Source organism: Methylomarinum sp. Ch1-1, from assembly GCF_030717995.2.
Lineage (GTDB): Bacteria > Pseudomonadota > Gammaproteobacteria > Methylococcales > Methylomonadaceae > Methylomarinum > Methylomarinum roseum.
Genome location: NZ_CP157743.1, coordinates 1,842,185 through 1,864,287 on the forward strand (window position 1 = coordinate 1,842,185; position 22,103 = coordinate 1,864,287).

A 22,103-nucleotide genomic window follows, 5' to 3' on the forward strand; every position below is an offset into this window, starting at 1 on the left:
CGCTTGCAGTCATGGCAGTCAAGGCGACGCTGAAAAGAGCGATCACATTACCGCTGTTGGTTTTTTACGGCGCGGGGACGATACTGGGAGCCGGTATTTATGCGCTGATCGGTAAAATCGCCGCATTAAGCGGTCAATATGCGCCATTCTCATTCTTACTGTCGGCGCTGATCGCGGCGTTCGTCGCCTTCACCTATGCGGAATTATCCGGACGCTATCCGAAGAGCGCCGGAGAGGCCGTCTATGTTCATCACGCATTCCAGGCGCGATGGCTGACAGCGCTGGTCGGCTGGGGTATCGTGTTGACCGGCATCGTTTCCGCCGCGGTGATGGCGAGGGGAGCTTATGGCTATCTGAATGAATTGATCGTCGTTTCCGAAGGCATCGCAATTTCGTTATTTGTGTTATTAATCAGCCTCATCGCCATTGTCGGCATTTCCCTGTCGGTCAACGTCGCGGCGCTGGTGACCCTGATTGAAATCAGCGGCATTCTATTGGTATTGTTTGTCAGTCGGGAGCAGCTATGGTCTATTCCTGCTAATTGGCACGCGTTATTGCCGCCGTTTTCCTGGCCGGTCTGGCAAAACATCATCCTCGGCGCCTTTCTAGCTTTTTATGCGTTTATCGGTTTCGAGGACATGGTTAACGTAGCCGAGGAAGTGATCGAGCCGGAAAAGAATCTGCCGTCGGGGATCATCTTGGCATTGCTGATTGCGACGGTGTTTTATGTGTTGGTTGCTTTGGCGGCGGTACTGACCTTACCGATTCCGGTCCTGGCCGATCATAAGGCGCCGTTTGCGTTAATATTTCAAAGTAACAGCGATATTCCGGCCGAGATCATCAGTCTAATCAGCCTGATCGCGATCATGAACGGGGCATTGGTGCAGATCGTCATGGCTTCCAGGGTCCTGTACGGTCTGGCCGAAAAGGGCGCAGCTCCCGCTTGTTTTGCTTTTATTCACGATAAAACCCGAACACCGGTCATCGCGACGCTGTTTTTTGCGGCGATCTTGCTGACGATGGCGTTGTGGCTGCCGATCGCCGAGTTGGCCAAAATCACCAGTTTTATCATATTGACTATTTTTGCCCTGATCAGCCTCAGTCTGTGCATCATTAAGATCAGGGACAAGCAGCATCCTTTTCATTATTTTAAAGTGCCTTTGATTGTCCCGGCGATCAGTTTTCTATTATGCCTGAGTTTCATCGTGTTACAGTTTCAATGAAAGCTCATTTTGAGGAAGAGTCCGTGCTTAGATAGCGACACAACCAAATATTCAGGCTTAATTCACCGCCGATTCAGCATTGTCGTCATATCCTGTATTACACGCATACAGGAGGACAGAGATATGAATATTCTGACAAAAGCGATCATTGCCGTTTTAGCATTGTATCTGGGCGGCTGCGCACATCATGGCGGTTATTATTCCGGTTATTATGATGGCGGCTACGCCGTCGGCGCCAGCAGTTACGCCTCGTCTTATTCCTATCCGGTTTACGGCGCCAGGCAAGTCTATGTCGATAGGCCGATAGTACGAAAGCATCGCGTTCACAAACGGCCCGTGTATAAAACTTATCGTTATCGCGATCGGCATGAGGGTCGCCGCTATGATAAACACTATACAAAACGGCCAAGATCACATGCCCATCGTGATTTTCGCGATCGGCAATCGAGCAAACGGCCTCGGAAAGACCGGTATTTATCGGATCGACGATCAAATAAAAGCCGCTTAGACAGGCAAGGTTCGCGGCGTTCGAACGTAGAAAAATTCAATAGAAGGTCGGGCAGGGAACGAGGGCATTCACGTTACGATACTCACAGAAACCGGTAAGAGAGGGCGGATAAGCCGACTTGAATCTTTAATCCTCGTTTGTTTTCCTGAGTTTCCATTCCCTTGAAACTCCATCCGGGCTAAGATAGTTGATAACAGATCAAGGGGAAAACGCGCCCGCCATCAGCATCAACCTTAGCGCCGAGTCATGGATGAACAAGAGGGGGACGGGGGCGATCACTGGGCATTGATTTGGCACGGATTCGGATCAATGACAATAATTGCTACAACAATACGAGGTCGTGGTCATGGGGTATCAATATATTCGTTTTTTCGATGAAATCGGTATCGAGGATATACCTTTGGTGGGCGGTAAAAATGCGTCGCTGGGGGAAATGTATCAAAAACTGGAGTCTCGCGGCGTCAAAGTGCCGAACGGTTTCGCCATTACCGCCGAGGCTTACCGCTATATGCTGGAGAGCAGCGACAGCATGGCCTCGTTACGCGAAACTTTGGACGCATTGCAGCAGCATGATGTCGAAAGCCTTGCCCGTTGCGGCCGCAAAGCCCGCGAGATCGTCTATGCGGCCGGCATTCCGGCAGATCTGGAAGAGGAAATCAGTCAGGCCTATCGGCAATTGCAGCAGCAGTATGGGGAAGGGCTGAGCCTAGCGGTGCGCAGTTCGGCCACTGCGGAAGACTTGCCGACCGCCAGTTTTGCCGGTCAGCAGGACACCTATCTGAATGTTAACGGCATGGCCGAATTGCTGGAAGCCTGCCGTCGTTGTTTCGCCAGCCTTTTTACCGATCGGGCGATTCATTACCGGATCGATCACGACTTTGATCATTTCGACGTGGCGCTGTCGATCGGCGTGATGAAAATGGTGCGTTCCGATCTGGCCAGCAGCGGAGTGATGTTTTCGTTGGACACCGAATCGGGATTTCGCGAGGTCGTGTTCATTACCGCGGCCTATGGCTTGGGTGAGAATGTCGTACAAGGCAATGTCGATCCGGATGAGTTCTATGTGCACAAACCCACCTATCAGCAGGGACACCGCTGTGTGTTGCGCCGCATGCTGGGGGCGAAAAAAATCAAGATGATTTACAACGAGGGCAACACCCGTGAAGCGACCAAAAATGTCGTGACCTCGGCCAAGGAGCGGGAATCCTATTGTTTAAGCGATGAGGATGCGCTGAAGCTGGCCGATTATGCGATTCAGATCGAACAGCTCTATAGTCAGACGGCCGGCAAGGACCGGCCGATGGACATGGAATGGGCCAAGGACGGGCTGGATGACGAACTGTATATCGTGCAGGCGCGGCCGGAAACGGTCACCTCGCAGAAACAAGGCATGCTGTTGGAGGAATACCGGCTGAAAGGCGACGGTGAAGTCGCGGCCCAAGGTCATGCCGTCGGCGACAAGATCGCGACAGGCAAAGCTCACATCATATCCGGCACCGATAGACTGTCCGAATTCCGCGCAGGCGAGGTGTTGGTGTCCGACACGACTTCGCCGGATTGGGAGCCTATCATGAAAATCGCCTCGGCGATCATCACCAACCGCGGCGGCCGCACCTGCCATGCCGCGATCGTCGCCAGGGAATTGGGCATACCGGCCGTGATCGGCTGCGACAACGCCACCTCCGACATCAAAACCGGCGAACAAGTGACCGTTAGCTGCGCCGAAGGCGATACCGGTAAGGTGTATCGCGGCGAGATTCCTTTTGACATCGAAAAGACTGATCTCAGCGGCATGGAGCGCCCGGAAACGAAAATCATGCTCAATCTGGGCAATCCCGACTTGGCGTTCAAGAGCAGTTTTCTGCCCAATGACGGAGTCGGGCTGGCGCGCATGGAATTCATCATCAACGAATATATCAAGATCCATCCGATGGCGCTGCTGCATCCAGACCGGGTGCAGGATGGTGGCGAAAAACAGCAAATCAAGCGCCTGTTGCGTGGCTACCAGCAGCCGGTCGATTATTTTGTCCAGCGTTTGGCGGAAGGGGTCGGCACGATCGCCGCGGCTTTTTATCCGAAGCCGGTCGTAGTGCGCATGTCCGATTTCAAAAGCAATGAATACGCCTCCTTGCTGGGCGGCGGCAATTTCGAAATCAACGAAGACAACCCGATGATCGGCTTCCGCGGCGCCTCCCGATATACCCATCCCAATTATCAGGAAGGCTTTGCGCTGGAATGCGAGGCGATGAAGCGGGTGCGAGACAAAATGGGGCTGACCAACGTCATCCTGATGATTCCGTTCTGCCGCCGGGTCGAGGAGGGAAGACGGGTATTGGACAAGATGGCCGAGTACGGCCTGAAACGAGGTGAAAACGGCCTGAAAGTTTATGTCATGTGCGAGATACCGAACAATGTCATCCAGATCGACGCCTTTGCCGAACTTTTCGACGGCTTTTCGATCGGCTCCAATGATCTGACTCAGTTGACGCTGGGGGTGGACCGGGATTCGGAAATCGTTTCCTTCGATTTCGACGAACGCGACGAAGGCGTCAAGACGCTGATTCGCATGGCCGTGGAAGGCGCGAAACGCAATGGCCGCTATTCCGGGCTGTGCGGGCAGGCGCCGTCCGATTATCCGGAAATGGCCGAATTTTTGGTCGAACTCGGTATCGAATCGATGAGCCTGAATCCGGACACCGTGATCAAAACCACGCTGCATGTGCTCGAGGTGGAAAAGCGTTTGCGAAAAGCCCATTAATCACCAGGCGGTTCATGCCTTTCGGCTGACAGCATGGCTATTATTTTCAGGGAGTACGGTCGGGTCGGCTGGCAGAAGAAATGGTATTTTCTGCTTTGTCTTTTCGGTTTGACCAGTGGGACGGTGCTCGATTTTTATGTGCCGGTCTTGTACAAAAACATCGCCAACGGCTTAGCGGAGAACTATTCCGATGCCACGCTGGCTATGTTGTTGGATAACCTGTCGATGGTCGCCATCTGCTATAGCGGGGTTTGGTTGTCGTGGCGCTTTCTGGAAATCGGCATCATTCCGGTGGAAGGCGGCGGCATCAACCTGTTGGAAAAACGCTGTTTCGATGTGTTGAAAAAACAGCGATACCTGTTCTTCGAAAACAGCTTTTCCGGCAGCCTGATCAAGCAGGCCAACCGATTTTCCCGCTCTTTCGAGATCATCCTCGATTGGGTGTTTTTTCAGCTGTACATGAACATGCTGGCCATCGTCATGGCCTTCGTGATCTTCTACCAGCAGCAACCGCGATTCGCGTTGTATTTTCTCGGCTGGGTTGCCATTTACCTGAGCTGGAATATCGGCTTTTCCGTTTGGAAGCTGAAATTCGACGAAGCGGTGGCGAAAGCCGACTCGACAGTGGGCGGGGTTTATTCGGACGCGATCAGCAACATTTTCATCGTCAAAAGCTTCGTCCTCGAAGAACAGGAGCAGCAACGCGTCAATCAGGCCTCCGATCAGGTTTATCGGCGCAAGAAAATCGCCTGGATATTGATGTTCATCTCCTTCGCCGTCCAGGGCTTGATGATATTCGGTATCGAACTGCTGCTGGTCTACCTGATGATCGACAAGTGGCGTAGCGGTGCGTTTCAAGTCGGCGAATTTGTGTTGTTTCAAGCTATCATGGTGATGCTGATACAGCGATTGTGGGAATTCGGCCGCAACCTGCGCAACTTTTTCACCGCGCTGGCCGACGCCAAGGAAATGACCGAGGTGTTCAGAAATGACGAGTTGGAGATCGACCTTCCCGAAGCCGAGGATCGACAAATGACCCAAGGGATGATTCGCTTCTGCAATGTCGATTTTGCCTATGGCGGCCAAGAGCCGCTGTTTCAGGGTTTTTCCCTGCAGATCGATGCCGGCGAACATGTCGCCCTGGTAGGCCAGTCCGGTTCCGGAAAAACCTCGTTGACTAAGCTAATGTTCCGTTTCGTCGAACTGCAAGCCGGTGCAATCCTGTTCGACGGCATCGATAGTCGAGACTTCACGCTGGCATCGCTGCGAAAACAGATCTCGTTGATTCCGCAACAGCCGGAGCTGTTTCACCGTTCGGTGCGCGACAATATCACGCTGGGCGGCGACGTGTCCGAGGCGGAGCTGCAGGCTGTGGCCGCAAAGGCGCAAAGCCTGGAATTTATCGAAAAATTGCCGCAACGTTTCGATACCCAGGTCGGCGAACGCGGCGTTAAGCTGTCCGGCGGCGAGAAACAGCGCATCGCCATCGCCCGGGCTTTTCTCGAAGATGCGCCGATCGTCGTGCTGGACGAAGCGACCAGTGCGCTCGATTCGCTGACCGAACAACAGATTCAAACGGCCATCTTCGAACTGCTGAAGAATAAAACCGCCATCGTCATCGCTCACCGTCTGTCGACCATTTTGCGAATGGACAGAATCATCGTGTTAGAGCAGGGAAGGATCATCGAGCAGGGCAGCCACCAGCAATTACTGGCGCAGCAGGGCCGTTATTATCAAATGTGGCAGCATCAGAAGGGAGATTTTTTGGGAGAGTAATTAAGGATGTGTTTCCGTTCGATCAGCCGAATAGTCGCTATCGCTCCTATGCGGACCAAAGTGCTATGAGCTCCAATGGCGGCAGTAAAATACATACAAGTCATTTAAGTCAACATCAGTGTTTGATTGCAAGACTTGACCCCTGATTTTCTTTCTTTGCTTTCAAAATAAAAATACTAATTTGAAAAAAATTAGTAAATACCAATTGTATAGACTATACTAATATCGTGTAAATTAGTAATTGGCAATATCCATGAGAGTACCAGAATCCCCGCCATCTACCGATAAAATTTTAAAACGATTGTTTGAAGAGGATAACAAAGAAAAAATTGTCCATATTTTAAGCGCTAATCAAGGATTACTTGATAATAAAGGACGTTATCTTCACTGGACAAAACTAAAGCATTTGCCGCCACCAGAAGACCTTTCCAGCGAAGAGTATTGGTTTATCGTTAAGACTGCAAGACAGAAAGTATTAAAAAATATCCCCCTTTATGATAAAGCTGGACGTCCTTTTAATTTTTGTATACCTGATTCATTACAAGAAGACTTGCATTGGTTAGATCAGAATGCCGCCGGCAGCATTACCATGGATCAACCAATTACCAACCCTCATACCCGGGATACCTATTTAGTTAGCTCTCTTATAGAAGAGTCAATTAACTCGAGTCAGCTTGAAGGTGCATCTACAACTAGAGATGTCGCCAAAGAAATGTTGAGACAAGGTAGAAAGCCAAAAGACCATAGCGAACAAATGATTTTTAATAACTATAAAGCTATGGAAGTCATTAGAGAATATAAAGATGATGCCTTAACCCCATCATTAATCAAATATTTTCATGAGGTTATTACCAAAAGTACACTGGATGATCCAGCTAAAGCAGGCCAATATAGAGATGCTAATGATAAGATTCATGTCGTAGATGCAACAGAATCTTCAATCTTGCATACCCCTCCAGATGCAGAGCAACTTCCGGAGCGAATTGATAGAATTTGTGATTTTGCTAATAATTCTTTAAAAAATGAATTTATTCATCCGGCAATTAAAGCCATTATTTTACACTTCATGATTGGCTATGATCATCCCTTCATTGATGGTAATGGCCGTACAGCGCGGGCATTATTCTATTGGGCAATGGCTAAATATGGTTATTGGTTAATTGAATTTATATCTATATCGAGAATAATAAAAAAAGCACCTGTTCAATATGGGAATGCATATCTATATTCAGAAACTGACGATGGTGATTTAACCTATTTTCTTATCCATCAAATGAATGTGATAAGAGAAGGCATTGCTTCCTTACATAAGTATTTGGAAAGGAAAGCTAATGAGATTGAAGAAGCTGAAAAACTTTTAGATAAGTCGAAAGCTCGAGGTCAGCTTAACCATAGACAATTATCATTACTCAAACATGCTCTGAAAAACCCTAATGCGATTTACCGTATTCAGGAACATCAAGCTTCACATGCAATTAGTTATCAGACGGCTAGAACAGACTTGTTGAAAATGTCAGATCAACTTCATCTATTAAGAAAAAGAAAGTATGGAAATTCATTTGTTTTTGTATCGCCACCAGATTTAAAAACAAGATTGATTGAAAACAAACTCTAACGAATAAGGTTAGATCACACGATTACCCACATCTCACCCCGAAGCGAAAACAGCCTTTCCAATTTGGTTCTTCCGGATTTCCCGTGGGAGACCACAACATATAGTATGTTAGAAGACCGCAACCGGAGCCTCTTGTAAAATACCAGAACGACACGACTTTTTTTTGAATGCCAATGAATCAACCGCAGATACAAATACCGTTAGACTTGCCCAATGTTAGCGTCGAAAAATACGAACAAACCGATAAGGGTCTGGTGATCACTGTTGTCAGTACCCGTGATACGGCGGTATGTCGTCACTGCGGACGGACGATCGACAAATTTCACGGTTACGACAAAGCGATTACGCTACGGCATCTACCGATTTTTGACCGACCGGTCTGGATTCGCATCCGGCCGAAGCGTTTTCAATGTCCCTACTGTGACAAAGGGCCAACGACAACGCAACGTTGCGAGTGGTACGATCCCAAGAGCCCGCATACCAAAGCCTATGAGAATTGGATTTTACGCGAGTTGGTCAATAGCACGCTCAGTGACGTCAGCCTGAAACGGAATCTCAGCATCGGTTGTATTGAAGGTGTCCTCGATCGGCATATTCAGCGCCAAGTGGACTGGTCGACAGTGCCCGATTTAGAGTTGATTGGAATTGATGAAATTGCCTTGAAGAAAGGCCATAAGGATTTTGTCGTCATCGTGTCCGGACTGACGGCGCAACGTGAAAAGTATCTCTTGGCGGTGTTACCGGATCGCAAAAAAGAAACCGTCAAGGCCTTTTTAAAGACGCTGCCGCCTCGGCAATGCCAAAGCATCCGTCGTGTCTGCATCGATATGAACGAAGGTTACTGTAATGCCGCTCAAGAAACCCTACCCAACGCTCAGGTTGTGGTAGACCGCTTTCATGTCGCCAAACATTATCGTGACTGTGCCGATAAAGCGCGCAAAGCCGAAATGAAGCAACTGAAACAAACCTTACCGGAATCGGAGTATGCTCAACTGAAAGGCGCCATGTGGGCGTTTCGAAAGCCTTGGAATCGCTTGACCGAAGAACAGCAAATCGTTTTATTGTCGTTATTCCGGCAGGCACCGGTACTGAAAGAGGTCTATGTTCAACGTGAAGTCCTAACCGGTCTCTTTGAACAGAACCTGACCAAAGCGCAGGCCGAACACGCGTTAACGCAGTGGCTGAATAGAATTGCGGAATTGAGATTGGATTGTTTCACGTCTTTTGTCACAACATTAAACAACTGGCGTGATCACATCACCAACTATTTTATTCGGCGTGAAACCAGCGGGTTTGTTGAAGGGTTGAATAACAAAATCAAAGAGATCAAGCGCCGCTGCTACGGTATTTATAACCTGGGCCGATTATTCCAGCATATTTGGCTGGATGTGCAGGGACGCCGGACTTTGTTTACGGGACACTAGATATTGGGGTTACCACGGGAAATCCTAGAGAGCCAAAACATTTGCGCTTGGTTTTCTCAATAATACTAAACTTCATTCTCGGTGGATTGCTGCTTTATGTTGCTCTCCAAGGTTGCGCCGAAGTCGCCAACGGGAGGATCGGCGTGTTGTCCCAAGATATCAGGGTTGGATTATTTGGTTCAAACAAGGTGCTGTTCACTCTTCCCAAGGGACTGGTAGTTCGAGACGCGTCGGCAACAGGTGCGGGTTGGTTTGAGGCAAACCGGTTCAGAATCGTTGTCACATCAGATAATCCAGAGCTTGTGGATTATAGGTTTAAGGTTGAGCCACTTTCCGATCAACACACTGAGTATTATTCAGCAGAGGTCGCAAAATGAGTGCTAACCAGCGGGTCAACTTGACCGTCAAACGCTACGCGCCTATCGTCGCTACGCATTTTCCGTCAAGTTACCCTTGGCGTTGTGTGACTAGAGGAAGACATGGAAATTACTAGCGTCGAACTTGAGCGATTCAAGCGAGTTCAAAAAGCTGAAATCGAACTGAGTGACATCAATGTCCTAGTCGGATCTAATAATTCTGGAAAAAGTAGCATGCTTCAAGGCATTCACTTTTCTGCGGGAGCGGCAGTTGCCGCACGGCGACTTGATCGCGTTACATTTACTCAACAATCTTTGCTCTATTGTCCGTCGAGAAACTTTGTAGACCTTCGAAACGGCGGGCCTTATCAAAATCAATCCGCTTTCGGATATCTACGCGTTAGAGTCGTAGACGATGAAGAAGAGGATACGTACACCGTCCGAGTCTACCGGGGAAGAAATGAGGGAAATGTAGGCTGTGAACGCCGCGGGAACCTAACAATTGGTGGAATGGTTACGGCATTCATTCCTCCGTTCTCGGTGTATGTTCCGGGGCTTGCGGGAATACCGGAGCTGGAGGAATATCGCTCAGAAAGCGTCGTTCGGAAAGGTGTGGCAAGCGGTGATGCGAACCTTTATTTGCGAAATGTATTGCTTCTGATAAAGAGAAAGAAGTTACTGTCTGAATTGACGCAGCTTATGAAGTTAGTGTTTCCTAATTTCAGCATCGAGATAAATTTCGATCCAGTCCATGACAGTCATATTCATTGTTTGGTCCGGGCTGGTTCGGCTCACAAAAAAACCCCGATTGAATTAATTGGAACGGGTGTTTTACAAGCCCTTCAGATATTCTCTTACGCCACTTTGTTCAAACCTAAACTGCTACTACTCGATGAACCAGATTCGCACCTTCATCCAGACAACCAGGGGTTGCTCGCCGAATCATTCGTTGCGCTGGTCGATCGGTTAGAAACTAAAATTATTGTTTCGACGCACAGCAGGCATTTAGTGGAAGCTCTATATGGTGAGTCCAATTTCGTTTGGATGAAGGGTGGAAAAATACAGGAACAGGGAATTGGTCTTCATAAGGTGCCAATATTGATGGATATCGGCGCATTGGATAGCTTTGATAATCTCATCAATGGATCTAAAGATCGGGTCATATTAACCGAAGATACGAACTTAACATTAATACGAAAATTAGCCGAGTCTTCCGGTTTTGATATGGCAAAAACAAATATTTATTCCTACAAAGCGTCTTCAAATCTAAACGCCGCATTCGTGCTCACTGAATTTATCTTGGAAGCAGCACCCAACACGAAGGTGATTGTCCATGCTGATAACGACTTTTTGACAGATGACGAAACCGAAGATTTGAAGAAAAAAATAGAAAAATCTGGTGCACTCGCTTTTGTGACCGAAGGATCTGATATTGAAAGCTATTATGTCGACCCAGGCCATATTTCCGAATTGCTCAAAGAGGATCAGGAGCAAATTGAAAAATGGCTCGATGAACTAGCACTTGCTACGCACAACAAGCTTACTCACAAATTCTCACGAAAGCGAGACGAAGCAAAAAAGAAGCTATACAAAAACGCAAATGCCCCGGACACTCTGGCATTAATGGGTGATCAAGTTCCGTTGCCGCCGGAGAAGCGCCTGGGAAAATTCATGCTATCGCAAGTACGGTCATCGATGTTCACTCGCTTTGGCAAAGAGGTGGATTTATTGTCTGAATCTGATTATCTATACTCTGATTTCTTGCAAGATATGGCGCAGTAGTCACACAACAATGCCATGCAGACGACCCACCTTCCGCTTATTCCCTTCGGTCATGCGCTTCAAGTGGACTGCTGATGACGAGCGTTATGAGCCAAATAGAGATTGAAGCATGGATGAAAAATTGAAGTGCCATCATTGTGAAAGTGAGTTTACGGCAGAGCAAATACTGGCGGGCTGCCATTACTCTTATCCGCAAATGGAGGCACTTGGATTTATTTGTACAGCTTGCAATAAAGCGAGTCAAATCCGTGTAAGGGGTGGCACCTTTCAGTCAATCGAAGTAATTTCGGCTCCAGGGCCAGAGTGGGTGATACATGATTCTTTGAGGCCCATTGGCTTCGAATACCGCATTGATCCAGAGTGGGTTCATTGCTGGTTAGGTGGCAAGCATTATGAATTCAAGTCAAAGTAATAGCCAGTTCATCACAAGCGGCTGCACCGGACAAATTTTCGCTGTCACCTTTTTTGCGTGGCAAAAAAGCCGCCATCAAAAATTTGCTCGGTGAGCCGGGCGTTAGCTCGTTAAAAGAATGACCTTCACCACAAGGAAAAAGAACCAGAATGAATCAAAAGACAAATGATCAAATAATACTTGCGCAGATAATCGAGGAGAAATGTGCGGAATCTGAAGCGGAACTAACAGTAGCTGAATACTTTGAAATCTACTCTGCTTCAGAAATTCTCAAAGATCATGATCTTACTTATGATGATATTTCCTACGGAATAGAAGGGAAAAGGGGACAGAAGGGAAAAGGGGACAGATTTATTTTTTGGCACCTCAACGATAAGGGAATATTCCTTTCTGAAACTCACTCCCGGATAATCGATGATCCTGCGGCTTACCCATAGTCAAGTTTTCAGCGTCATTGCAGGATGAAACAGCGAATTTGATTGGTTAGACATCGATCCTTGTTACAAAGCGTTGGGAAACATTGAAACTGAACGAGCTTCACTTTATACACTGAGTTTGTTTATGGCGCGATACCGGACATGAAAAATAAATCTGTCCCCTTTTTACCCAAAAAACAGGAGTACATATGCAACTATCTTTTCCAGAAGAAGACCCAATAAAAGCAAAAGAACTCTCGTATTATTTATATTACTTTAGTGCGGCATATACTGTTGCAGTGGAACGATATGGTGATATTTCATTAAAAAAAGTTCTAGGTGATCAAGAATTTTACGTAAACGATTTTCGCCAGGCTCTTTTTGAAGCAGGCACAAAATCTCCACATGCCTTGCGTCAGTTATTCTTTTCAGATTTATCCGAAAATGAGCTTGTTGTAGATGAAATTACAAGAAATAGTCCGCTTTCTTTTTTCGGCAAAGGTGTTGTCTCCGCAATCGTTTTAAGTGCAATTATCTCTGGTGGAAAAGTTGAAGGCTTTGGGGTCAAAGTTGAAATGCAACCACTAGGTGAAGGTGTCAAACTTCTAAAAGAGGCATTCAAAGAACCTCCAGAGCCTGAGCCAGAAGAAAACAATACACCAATGATGGGTATGTAATGCAGCTAACAAGGCCAATTCAGAAAAGGCAGAAAAGGGGACAAGAAAAGGGGACAGATTTATTTTTTGGCACCTCAACGATAAGGGAATATTCCTTTCCGAAACTCACTCCCGGATAACAGATGATCCGGCGGCTTACCCATAGTCAAGTTTTCAGCGTTATTGCAGGATGAAACAGCGAATTTGATTGGTTAGAATCGATCCTTGTTACAAAGCGTTGGGAAACATTGAAACTGAACGAGCTTCACTTTATACACTGAGTTTGTTTATGGCGCGATACCGGAAGGGGAATGGGTACGCATCCATGAGGCGGTTCAACGAAAGCTGCCTATCGGCACCAATCGTTTTACCGACCAGATAGAAAAAATTATTGGAATGGGGGGCGAGAGCAGGGGGAAGGGAAGGCCGCAAAAAGAAACTGAAGACATGAAAAATAAATCTGTCCCGAATGGCACTTACTTAAGCCCATAACTCTTTTAATAACAACCACTTATTTTACTTTCTTTGGGTGGCCATTCTTTCTAATATCTGCTCTTGCTTCATTTCTAGGTTTTGTTAGTAAAGAGAACTGTTTTGGCCTCCTTTTTACTGCACGGGGCTCTATTCGTCCCGAACGATTTCCAATTCGTCTTTGAGCAATTAATATGAATAACAGCTCTTCACTTGTTCCGATATCAATAAAAACACTTTGTTGATTCCAGGCTAACCAGCATTGTAATGTATGTTTAAAACTCAGCTGGCGAGGCAATATATCGGCTAATAATGCGGACTGAGCCATCAATAGCCGTATTAAGTTATACGCTAAAAAATAAACCCATATTTCTTTCTCAGTCATTTCGGGCGTTTTACAGCTTAAAGTTTCCATTCCCATGGTTGTTTTTATATTGCGAAAATCAACTTCAATTTGCCAGCGTTTTTTATATAACGCTTTTAACTCAGATTTAGAAGCCTCTTTAGGTGAAAGGAGTGTGGTTATAAGTAATTTTCCTTTTACGCTTACCTCGCGAATAAGGAGTGTCTCAGGCGCATCATCATATTGGCTTTGCTCCATCCAGTCAGGTTTTTTCTTTGGTTTTTTGAGTGTCACCAGGTGGTCTTCGTCACCTAACTGTTTGCCTTTACTGAAATCTGTTGTCCGTTTACGTGCTCCCATTTGTTCAAATACGGCATCAACACCTTTCTCCTGTAGCGATGCCAACAAAAAATAAGTGCCATAATAGGCATCTCCTAGAACAAGGTCTCCGGTATTAAAGGTTCCCAGCATGTTACGAAGTAGACTTTGTTCATCGCCTCCTTTCCTTTGAAAGGTCCGATAGACGCATTTAAAACGGCTCCACTCGCCAGACAGATGACACCTACAAGACGGCAGATAGGAAAACCAAGCCCAGGCTTCTGACAACTTTGCTGGGGATAAACGGCCTGGTTTTCTGCTGTGTCAGGCATCGTAACAGTCGTTCCATCTATTAGATGAACACGCTTTCCTCGCCAACGCCATTGAGTAGGCACTTCCTTATCAATAAGTTCGCCTGTTCGACAAACTAATTCAGAGATCATGGCTAATGGTAGTCGCTGTCTTGCTCGACAATAGCCGCCCGTCGTTGTGCTTATCGCGGGCAAACCTGCTGCAATTCGTTGTATGGCGGCATCATTAACGGCCTTTTGACACGAGCGGTCTTGGTTCATCCCTTGAGCCAAAAACATGGAAAGTGTTTCTGTCGGAGGATAAAGTCTTTCCCGATGTTCGGGCAGCAACCCTTCAATTGAGGATAATAATTCCGGACTGGTTAGAAGATTAAAAAAACTATACGAATGAGTTTCTTTTCTGTACTTCTGAATTCTTTGTTGCTGGGCGTGAATAAGTTTGTTATTAATGAACATTAAGGCAGGGGGCTTGGTGATTGCTTCTTTGTTTCGTCACAATAAGTTTATCACTTCTTCTGCCTTTTTTAATACTTTCAACTAGTTATCGCTTAAGTAAGTGCCATTCAAATCTGTCCCCTTTTTATACAAAAAGAAACTGAAGACATGAAAAATAAATCTGTCCCCTTTTTATAAAATGACAGTTGGCAGGTATAGATGAATAGCCCGAGACTTCGTTTTATAATACGCTGTTTGAGGGTGGTGACATGACGGGACGTTTTCGCTTATTTCTGGTTTGGTTTGCCGGCTATACTCTTTCGTTTCTGATTCTGTCGTTTTATTGCTTTACCGGCTTGGCGGTGGAGGACCTCAGCGAGGTGTTGGGGTCGGCGCTGGTTGATATGACCGGCGTATTTGCTCCTTATTTGACGCCTATCGTCGCATTTTGGTTTGCCAAGGAAGTTGTGCAGAAGGCGGCGCCGTTGCCTCAAGGGCCTTACAAAGTCGCGTTGATTTGTTCCCTTTTTTATAACATCACCATCGTGTTGCTGATGAGCGCGCTTTTTTTCTTGCAGGCTTCGTCGCCGGGTTATGCCGTCAATCAAATGCTGGAATTGGCCGGGACGATTTCGTCCGGTTTGGCTTTTCTAGTCGGACCGGCAATCGGCTTTTACTTTGGCAAGACCGAGTGAGTTATCGAAGACTAAAAACAGTCTTTATTTAACCTGTGTTCGGGTTAAGAAACCGGCCTATATCGGGAAGCTCTTCCAGAAGACGCCGTTCACCCAGCACCTAAATAAACGACTACTTATAAAGTCTCCAAGGCCAGCCATAACACGACGACATCGATGAGGTAAACGGAACAATCACGGCGAGCAGTGTGTAGATAAACAAAGAGGCTCGCTCCCGTCCCAGATCAGTCTCGGAAAAATGGGCTTGGAGAGGGCGAAGCAAATCGCGTAAAATGAACATGAATGAGACTCTTTTGTTTGTATAATCAATGATTTAGAAACCAATATTATGCTACAGAAGGTGGCCTCATTCACCAATAAGTCGTTGTTTTTTAAGGAGCTGGCGCGCAAGCCTCTAATGAATGTTAGAGGCGTCTAATATTTTAATTTATTAGTTTTTCCTAATAAAGGCTGCCCTCAAAAATTGGGGAATTTCAGATTATTTGAACTCCCACTCTTTCCAATAAGCATAAATTGCCGGAAAGACGATTAACACCACGATCAACGTCGAAACGATGCCGCCCACCATCGGGGCGGCGATGCGTTTCATCACGTCGGCGCCGGTTCCCGTCTGCCATAGGATGGGCGTCAGGCCGATCAGGGTCGTGATTCCCGTCATCAGTTTCGGGCGGATGCGGCGGGCGGCGCCTTCGACGATCGCTTCGGTAAGGTCGTTCCTGGATTGCAAACGGTTTTCTGTTGAGCGCTTTCGGTAGCTCAAGTCCAGATACAGCGTCATCAGCACGCCCATCTCGGCGGCAAGCCCGGCCAATGCAATCATGCCCACCCACACGGCGACGCTTAAGTTGTAATCGAGCCAATACAACAGCCAGACGGCGCCGATCAGCGAAAACGGGATCGTCAGCATAATCAGCAAGGACTCGCCGATGGAGCCGTGATTCAAAAACAGCATCAGGAACACGATCGCCAGCGCCAACGGCACTAGCAGGCTCAGCTCGGCTTTGGCCTGTTCAAAATATTGGTACTGTCCCGCCCATTCCAGCCGGACGCCTTGCGGCAATGCGACTTTTTCCCGAATGACCTGTTTCGCCAAGTCCACATACTCGGCAATGCCGATGTCCTTGACATCGACCAGCACGAAGGAAACCATAAAACCGTCCTCGTTGCGCAGCATTGGCGGCCCGCTGATAAATTCCAGGTGGGCCAACTGGCTGATCGGGATTTGTGCGCCACCAGGCGTCGGCACCAACATGTGGCCCAAGGCTTCTGGAGTGTCGCGAAACGCGCGGGCGTAGCGTAGATTGATCGCATAGCGTTCGCGGCCCTCGAGGGTTCGGGACACCGTTTGTCCGCCCACCGCGGCCATCAGCACCTGTTCCACGTCGTCCACCGTCAAGCCGTGACGGGCGATTTTGTCGCGATCGATGACGAAATCGATGAAATTCCCCCCGGTCAGGCGTTCGCTGAAGGCGCTACGCGTGAAGGGCCGCGTGCGTTCGTCCTGCTGCAAGGCCTGTTCGAGGGTCAATGCGGCGCTTTCTATCGTATTCAGATCGTCGCCGAACACCTTGATGCCCAGGTTGGAACGCATGCCGGTCGCTAGCATTTCGGTGCGAGTTTGTATCGGCATCCACCAGATATTGGGCATACCCGGAAAGCGCAGGGTAAGGTCCATTTCGGCGATCAGATCGTCCCAAGTCAGGCCGGCGCGCCACTCGGCTTTAGGCTTTAAGGTGACGACGGCTTCCACCATCGACAGCGGCGCCGGATCGGTCGCGCTGGTGGATCGGCCGATCTTGCCGAACACCCGGTCCACTTCAGGAAAGGCCATTAACTGACGGTCCATGGCTTGCAGCACCTTGCTCGCTTCGGTGATCGACATGCCCGGCAACGTGGTGGGCATGTAGAGTATGCTGCCTTCGTTCAACGGCGGCATGAATTCGTTGCCGAGTTTGAAAAACACCGGTATCGAACACAGCAACGACAGCATCGATACGCCCACGACCCAGCCACGGTAGCATAGCACCCAACGCACGACCGGAATATAGCAGGCCACGATTTTTTGCGACAAGCGGTTCCGGTCGCCGTGTAGCTTGCCTCGAATCAAATGCACCGCCAATGCCGGAATCAGGGTAATGGCCAGCAGGGCGGCAAAGGCCATCGCGTAGGTCTTGGTGTAGGCCAAAGGCTTGAACAAGCGGCCTTCGGTTCCATGCAACGCAAACACCGGCAGAAACGACACCGTGATGATCAACAATGCGAAGAAGATGCTGGGGCCGACTTCCTGCATGGCCTGGATGATGATGCTGCGCCGTTCCGAGTCGCCGATGTTTTCCCGGTTTTCCAGGCGTTTATGAATATTTTCGATGATCGTGATCGCCGCATCGACCATTGCGCCGATGGCGACGGCGATGCCGCCCAAGGACATGATGTCCGCGGTCAGATGCTGTGCCGACATCGGGATGAAGGCCAGCAAAATGGCGACCGGCAAGGTCAGAATCGCGATCAGCGACGAACGAAAATGCCATAAAAAGCCGACGATAACCAGCGAAACCACCAGCATTTCTTCGAACAAGGTATGCTTCAATGTGGCGATCGCACGTTCGATCAAATCCGAGCGATCGTAGACGGTGACGATTTCGACGCCCGGTGGCAAGGAGCGTTTGATGTCGGCCAGGCGTTGTTTGACTCGCTCGATGACGTCCAGCGCGTCTACACCGTAACGCATGATGACGATGCCGCCGACCGTTTCGCCGTTACCGTCGAGTTCCGCCAAGCCGCGCCGCATGGCCGGTCCCAAGCTCACCTTCGCGACCTGGCCGATGGTGACTGGCGCGCCGGCCGGATTGGCCGTCAAGGCGATGCGTTCGATATCGTCGATGCCGTGGATATAACCCCGGCCACGGATAAAATGTTCGTGTCCTGCGATTTCCAGCACCCTGCCGCCGACATCGTCGTTGGAACGGCGGATGGCGCTGGCGATCTGGTTTAAGGTAATGCCGTAGCCGGCCAATTTGTCGGGGTCGACCGTGATCTGGTATTCCTTTTCGAAGCCGCCGATGGCTGCGACTTCAGCCACGCCTTCGACCGACTCCAGCCAATAACGCAGTTTGAAGTCTTGCAGGCTACGCAGTTCGGCCAGGTCATTGCGTCCGGAGTAATCGACCAGCGCATATTGGTACACCCAGCCGACGCCGGTGGCATCCGGGCCCAGGGTCGGTTGCACGCCGTCGGGTAATTGTGTCGCTACGGCATCCAGGTATTCGCCGACCCGGGAACGCGCCCAGTAAATATCGGTGCCTTCTTCGAAGATCACATAGACAAAACTTTGCCCCATGAAGCTTTGGCCACGCACCAAACGCACATTGGGCGCCGCCAACAGCGTCGTGGTCAGAGGATAGGTTATTTGATCTTCGACCAAATCGGGGCTACGTCCGGGCCAGTCGGTGTAGATAATCACCTGGGCATCGGACAAGTCGGGAATGGCGTCCAGCGGTGTGGCGAGCAGTGACCTATAACCCCAGAAAGCGCAGATCGACACGATCAGCAGGGTCACCAGGGTATTGTTGGCGCAATAGGCGATTAGCCGCTGAATCGGGCCAGGTTGGTGTTTAGATGTTCCATCTACCATTGTTCCAACCCCGATTTGAGTTTACTTTCCGAAGCGATCAGGAAATTGTCGGACGTGACGATTTTATCGCCTTCGGCCAACCCCGCCAGCACTTCGATGTAGTCGGTGTTGCGCAGCCCGGTCTTGATTTTTTGGGGTTTTAAGCGGCCCTCGCCCAAATCCACAAACACGACCCGATTTTCGCCGGAGTAGATCACCGCCTGTTCCGGAATCAGCAAACGCGCACCTAGATCGATCTGAAGATTCATGCGGGCATAACGTTCGGGACGCAATTCCCCGTCAGGGTTGGCTAGCATCATTCGTACCCGGGCGCTCCGGGTTACACTGTCCAGGGCCGATTCGATGAAATCGATAGTGCCGCAAAAACGGCGATCGGGTTGACCCTCCAGTACGACTTCGGCGCGCATACCGAGCTTGATCCATGGCAGTTCGGATTCGTACAGCTGGGCGTCCACCCAAACCTTGGATAAATCGGCGATGCGTAACAGCGGCATGCCGGCCTTGACGGCTGAGCCGGCCACGATATGCTTTTCGACCACGGTGCCGCTGACGGGTGATCCGATTGGCAGATATTCCAAGGCCTTTCCGCGTCGGGCCATGGCCTGAATCTGAGCCGGCGATATGCCCCACAGCATCAGGCGGCGCCGCGCCGCATCGGCAAGACTGCCTAAGCGCTGGGCGCTTCGTTTCAAACTATCGAGATATTCTTCCTGGGTCGAAACCAATTGCGGGTTGTAGACCGTAAACAAGGTTTGGCCTTTTTTCACCGGCTTGCCGACATAATCGGCTTTGAGTTCTCCGATCCAGCCGTCGAATTTGAGGCTGATATCGGTCAAACTGGTTTCGTCGTAAACGATCTGCGCCGGCGAACGGATGGTTTTGATTAACGACCGGTATTCGACGCGGCCGGTTGTTACGCCGATCAATTGCCGGCGGTAGGTGTCGACGGTGAACGCAGCCGCTTGCTCAGCCGTATGGCTGACAACGGATTGTTTCGGTTGCTTACCGCTAGGCGTGGCGGAGGTCAACTCGACGCCTGCCCGGCCGGTGCTCATATCGAAGGTCAATCGCGCCGCGCCTTTAGTATCGGATTGAATGGATAGCGTCAACGGCCAATAACCTTCCATCGGTAGTTCATATCGGCCTCGATAATGGCCGGGACTATCCATTTTCATGTCGATCGGCACCGGCATGGCCGGCATCGAGCCCATCGCCGGCATCTCCGATACCGCTTCGATACGGGCATCGGAAACAGGACGCTGGTTTTTGTCGCGGATGAATAAGCTGATCGTGTTGTTGCCGACCTTGGGCTTTTCGGGCTCCAGCGTGACATCGATTCCGAAGGAGCCGGCCCAATAGTTTGGGGGGGGCTCGGTCTCTGATAGGGTATCGTTAGCTTCGCGAGTGTAAACAAACGCGAGGCTTGCAAGCAGCATGAGAAAAGTTGTGATCCCGATTAAAAAACCGAATTTCTGCTTGGTATTCATCGTGCTGCATCCTTGTTTGCTTGTACCGTTGAAAAAGGCAAGACGTTGCCGATCGCATGCTCCAGTTCGGCCAGATGGCGATGCATATCCGCCAATGCCCGTTCGCTCTGTAGTTGGGTTTGCATCCGGTTATTCTCGCTGCTGATCAGGGTCAGAAAATCGCCGCTGCCGCTGCGGTAATCGATCAACGCCGCTTTCAAGGTTTCGTCCGCCAGCGGCAACAATTTTTCCTGATGCAACTTATAGACATGCATGCTTTCCAGTATCAGCTCATAGGCGATCTGCACGTCCTCCCGGATTTTGGCGATGCGATCGGTATGCTTCCATTCGGCTTGTCTGATACGGGCTTGCGCCTCGTCTTCCGCGGCATGCCGTTTGTCTTGATCCAGCGGCAGATTAACTTCGACGCCGACGATGAAACGCTGTTCCTCTTGTCGCCAAAAGTTGTTGTAACCCGCCGAAACTTTGAAATCGGGATAAAAGTCCTTTTCCGCTAAATCGCCACGCGTTTTGGAAGCCTGTATGTGCGCCGCCATCTCTCGCAAGTCCGGCCGGGACTGCAAGGCTATGTCTTGTAAAGTTGCGGGCTTAGGCAACAATAGCTCGGTGTTCAGTTTGGTCGGCGCCGGCAGAGGCCTGTCCGGCGCACGATTGAGTAAGGTGTTTAGACGGGCCTGCAGTGTGCGCCTTTCCCGCTCCAATGCGATTTTTTGCTGGTCGAGCAAGGCAATTTCGACCTCGGCCCGCAGCGCATCCTGCTTGCTAGCGAGGCCTGTCGCGTAATGATTGACAGCGATGCCGTGAAATTCGCTTAACAAGCGCCTGTTGATTTCATTTACATCGAGGGCTTGATGAATGAAGTACCAATCCGCGAACAATGTCTTCGCGGTCGCCATGAGCAACAAGCGCAACGAGCCGACGTTTTCTTTAGCCGCTTTGGCGTCGAAAGCGGCCGCTTCGGCCCGCAGTCGCCGTTTTCCCGGCCAGGGGAGTTTTTGGGAGATGATGGTATTCTGCGAAAAATCGCTTTGCTGATGGCCTATCGTCAGCGGTGCAAGACTATGCGAAAGCGTTGGATCGTCCAAGGCCGATGCTTGCTCTATCCTGCTATTTGCGGCTTGCCATATTGCCTGGACAATTTCCAATTGCGGATTTGCTACCAGAATATCGGCGACCAATTGGGCGGATGATAGGGTTTGTCGGACCTCGCCGTCAGGCGAAGCATCATTACTGGAAATACTTGGCTCATTAGAGAGGGGATCGGTATGGGACGCGTCGGCTGAGCCGATTGCCGGCCAAGTTAAGGTCACAACCAATAACTGCCATCGGAAGTCGTAAAAGCTTAATTTCATGAATAATCTCTAATCGAAAATTATCACAAGTGTAAACAAGCGCATTCCCGTTTCATGTTCCTTACCGGTGACAGGAGGCTTGTTACGTTCATACACCCATAGCAAGGTGCTTGGAGATTTTTATCAGTAGAGAC

17 protein-coding genes are annotated in these 22,103 nt (G+C 49.4%); 12 read left to right on the forward strand and 5 right to left on the reverse strand.

The window, feature by feature from the left end; translation table 11 throughout:
• The first annotated feature begins 11 nt into the window (after positions 1-11).
• The 11 genes from Q9L42_RS08735 (at position 12) to Q9L42_RS08785 (ending at position 12,947) form a co-directional block, all read left to right on the forward strand.
• On the forward strand, positions 12-1,223 hold the full coding sequence (locus Q9L42_RS08735) for an APC family permease (protein WP_305908825.1): 1,212 nt from the start codon (positions 12-14) through the stop codon (positions 1,221-1,223).
• A gap of 123 nt (positions 1,224-1,346) precedes the next feature.
• On the forward strand, positions 1,347-1,829 hold the full coding sequence (locus tag Q9L42_RS08740; RefSeq protein ID WP_305908824.1) for a hypothetical protein: 483 nt from the start codon (positions 1,347-1,349) through the stop codon (positions 1,827-1,829).
• 248 nt (positions 1,830-2,077) lie between these two features.
• Positions 2,078-4,489, forward strand: coding sequence for a phosphoenolpyruvate synthase (gene ppsA, locus Q9L42_RS08745; protein WP_349432638.1), 2,412 nt, complete (start codon positions 2,078-2,080; stop codon positions 4,487-4,489).
• Between the two features lie 33 nt (positions 4,490-4,522).
• The gene (locus Q9L42_RS08750) at positions 4,523-6,265 is read left to right on the forward strand and encodes an ABC transporter ATP-binding protein (protein WP_349432639.1); all 1,743 of its coding nucleotides are present in this window, start codon (positions 4,523-4,525) and stop codon (positions 6,263-6,265) included.
• Positions 6,266-6,518: 253 nt separating this feature from the next.
• Positions 6,519-7,880 (forward strand): Fic family protein, encoded by a 1,362-nt coding sequence (locus Q9L42_RS08755; protein ID WP_305908822.1) that lies wholly within the window; start codon positions 6,519-6,521, stop codon positions 7,878-7,880.
• A gap of 173 nt (positions 7,881-8,053) precedes the next feature.
• Positions 8,054-9,304 carry an ISL3 family transposase gene (locus Q9L42_RS08760; RefSeq protein WP_349432640.1) on the forward strand — a complete coding sequence of 417 codons (1,251 nt, stop codon included), beginning with the start codon at positions 8,054-8,056 and terminating at the stop codon, positions 9,302-9,304.
• 41 nt (positions 9,305-9,345) lie between these two features.
• Positions 9,346-9,681, forward strand: a complete 336-nt coding sequence (locus tag Q9L42_RS08765; RefSeq protein ID WP_349432641.1) for a hypothetical protein — start codon at positions 9,346-9,348, stop codon at positions 9,679-9,681.
• A gap of 102 nt (positions 9,682-9,783) precedes the next feature.
• Complete coding sequence (locus Q9L42_RS08770) at positions 9,784-11,442, forward strand: AAA family ATPase (protein ID WP_349432642.1); 1,659 nt, start codon at positions 9,784-9,786, stop codon at positions 11,440-11,442.
• A 109-nt stretch (positions 11,443-11,551) separates the two neighbouring features.
• On the forward strand, positions 11,552-11,854 hold the full coding sequence (locus tag Q9L42_RS08775) for a hypothetical protein (RefSeq protein ID WP_305908817.1): 303 nt from the start codon (positions 11,552-11,554) through the stop codon (positions 11,852-11,854).
• A gap of 149 nt (positions 11,855-12,003) precedes the next feature.
• Entirely contained in the window at positions 12,004-12,291 is a 288-nt protein-coding gene (locus Q9L42_RS08780; RefSeq protein WP_305908816.1) for a hypothetical protein, read from the forward strand.
• 188 nt (positions 12,292-12,479) lie between these two features.
• A complete protein-coding gene (locus tag Q9L42_RS08785) occupies positions 12,480-12,947 on the forward strand; it encodes a hypothetical protein (RefSeq protein WP_305908815.1) in 468 nt (155 codons plus the stop codon).
• A gap of 490 nt (positions 12,948-13,437) precedes the next feature.
• Here the strand turns inward: Q9L42_RS08785 and Q9L42_RS08790 are convergent, their stop codons facing one another.
• A complete protein-coding gene (locus tag Q9L42_RS08790; RefSeq protein WP_349431033.1) occupies positions 13,438-14,346 on the reverse strand; it encodes an IS4 family transposase in 909 nt (302 codons plus the stop codon).
• 727 nt (positions 14,347-15,073) lie between these two features.
• On the opposite strand from Q9L42_RS08790, the gene Q9L42_RS08795 reads away from it, so the two are divergent.
• Positions 15,074-15,499, forward strand: coding sequence for a hypothetical protein (locus Q9L42_RS08795; protein WP_349432643.1), 426 nt, complete (start codon positions 15,074-15,076; stop codon positions 15,497-15,499).
• A 112-nt stretch (positions 15,500-15,611) separates the two neighbouring features.
• On the opposite strand, the gene Q9L42_RS08800 is transcribed toward Q9L42_RS08795, so the two are convergent.
• The 4 genes from Q9L42_RS08800 to Q9L42_RS08815 all read right to left on the reverse strand — a co-directional run bounded on the left by Q9L42_RS08800 (position 15,612) and on the right by Q9L42_RS08815 (position 21,969).
• On the reverse strand, positions 15,612-15,779 hold the full coding sequence (locus tag Q9L42_RS08800; protein ID WP_305908813.1) for a hypothetical protein: 168 nt from the start codon (positions 15,777-15,779) through the stop codon (positions 15,612-15,614).
• 198 nt (positions 15,780-15,977) lie between these two features.
• Entirely contained in the window at positions 15,978-19,130 is a 3,153-nt protein-coding gene (locus Q9L42_RS08805; RefSeq protein WP_349432644.1) for an efflux RND transporter permease subunit, read from the reverse strand.
• Positions 19,124-20,617: an efflux RND transporter periplasmic adaptor subunit gene (locus Q9L42_RS08810; RefSeq protein ID WP_349432645.1), complete on the reverse strand. Its 1,494-nt coding sequence runs from the start codon at positions 20,615-20,617 to the stop codon at positions 19,124-19,126. Before Q9L42_RS08810 ends, Q9L42_RS08805 begins: the two co-directional genes overlap by 7 nt.
• Positions 20,614-21,969 (reverse strand): TolC family protein, encoded by a 1,356-nt coding sequence (locus Q9L42_RS08815; protein ID WP_349432646.1) that lies wholly within the window; start codon positions 21,967-21,969, stop codon positions 20,614-20,616. Before Q9L42_RS08815 ends, Q9L42_RS08810 begins: the two co-directional genes overlap by 4 nt.
• Positions 21,970-22,103: the final 134 nt, after the last annotated feature.